This window comes from Kitasatospora sp. NPDC004799 (assembly GCF_040609095.1).
GTDB lineage: Bacteria > Actinomycetota > Actinomycetes > Streptomycetales > Streptomycetaceae > Kitasatospora.
Genome location: NZ_JBEXJK010000787.1, coordinates 1 through 1,474, shown reverse-complemented (window position 1 = coordinate 1,474; position 1,474 = coordinate 1). Strand labels below are relative to the sequence as shown.

At 74.2% G+C, this 1,474-nt stretch carries 1 protein-coding gene; it reads left to right on the top strand.

Annotated elements, in window-relative coordinates; all coding sequences use genetic code 11:
* Positions 1–467: 467 nt before the first annotated feature.
* A complete protein-coding gene (locus tag ABZW03_RS40800) occupies positions 468–854 on the top strand; it encodes an ATP-binding protein (protein WP_355269925.1) in 387 nt (128 codons plus the stop codon).
* Positions 855–1,474: the final 620 nt, after the last annotated feature.

The following is a 1,474-nucleotide window of genomic DNA, read 5'->3' as shown; positions in this document are numbered from 1 at the left end:
GGGACCGGGGGCGCGCGGCGGGCACGGGACCGGGGGCGCGCGGCGGGCGCGGAGCAGGGGGCGTGCGGTCGGGCGTGCGGTCCGTGCGGGCGCCGGGTGTGCGCGGGATCGGGCGGGGGCGGGTTCGAAAACGGCCTCTGCGCTTCGCAAACCTGTCCGGCGCGGGCAGTTGGATCACGCGAACCACCCCGTGCCCCTTTCACCCCAGGTGATCGGACGCACACTGTTGCAAACGCCGTCAACTGGGCATGAGGATGAGTGGTCAGATCGAGGGGGCCACCTGGCCGGCGGGGGATCCGGAGGCGGGGGGCCGGACGACAGGGCGGGGGCATGGGTTGATGGACGGTCAGTCGCGATTCCCGCGGCAGCGGACGAGTTCCGGCGACGCCTACCGGTCCGGGCCGGTCCAGGGGCCGGTCGGCGGCACCGGGACGACCCTGCCGGGCTCACCGGCTCCGGGGTGTGCCGTGCACCGGCGGCTGCACCTCACGCTCGACCCGGCGGACCTGGTCGGGGTGGGCGCGGTCCGGCGGCGGCTGCGTTCGGCGCTGAGCCACTGGGGGGTGCCGGAGCTGTCCGACACCGCCGAGCTGCTCTCCTCCGAGCTGGTCACCAACGCGCTGCTGCACACCGGCAAGGGCGCGGTGTTCGACGCGGTGCTCGGCACGGACCACCGGCTGCGCATCGAGGTGCAGGACGGCACCAGCAGACTGCCCGGCCGCCGACGCGATCCGGAGGCCGAGTACGCGACCTCGGGGCGCGGCCTGCTGCTGGTCGAGGCGCTCGCGGACTCCTGGGGCGTGCAGCTGCGCGGCGACGGCAAGGTCACCTGGTTCGAACTCGCCACGCCCTGAGCCCGGCGGCGGGGCCACCCCGGGCCCGACTGCCCCGGGCCCACCGCGCCGTGCCCGCGCACCTGCGCCGCGGCGTGCGGACCCGTGCCGCGGCCCGCCGACCTGCGGCGCGGCCCGGTGTCGTCGGCGGGGTCGTACGATGGTTCGCCGTCGATTGATTCGCCGTCGAAGGAAGCCCTGAACAGAAGGCGGAACGGAAGATTTCCGGCCCGTTGGCATTGCCGCTCGGCCGAACATTGGCCAGGATGGTGGGAATGTGTGTCCACGTGCGGGAAGCAGCGGGGAGACCGAACCTCGACTGGCCACCGTCCGTCGCACCGTCCTATCCAGCACGACCCATCACACCGCCACGCGGCCCGTCCGGACGGTCGGCGCGGTCCGCCACGGCAGCGGCAGGAGCAGCATGCCCACTGAGCCCGAGTCGCCGGGGCCGGCGCTTCCTCCCGGCGCGGCGCCCGCCGTCGAGCCGCGAACCGTAGAGCCGAGAGCCGTGGAGCCGAGGACCGTGGAGCCCAGGACAGTGGAGCCGAGAGCCGCCAGGCCGGGGGCCGTCGAGCCGCGCACCCCCTTGTGAGGGACAGAAGTTATCCACAACCCCCGACTTTTCCACAGCTTCTGAC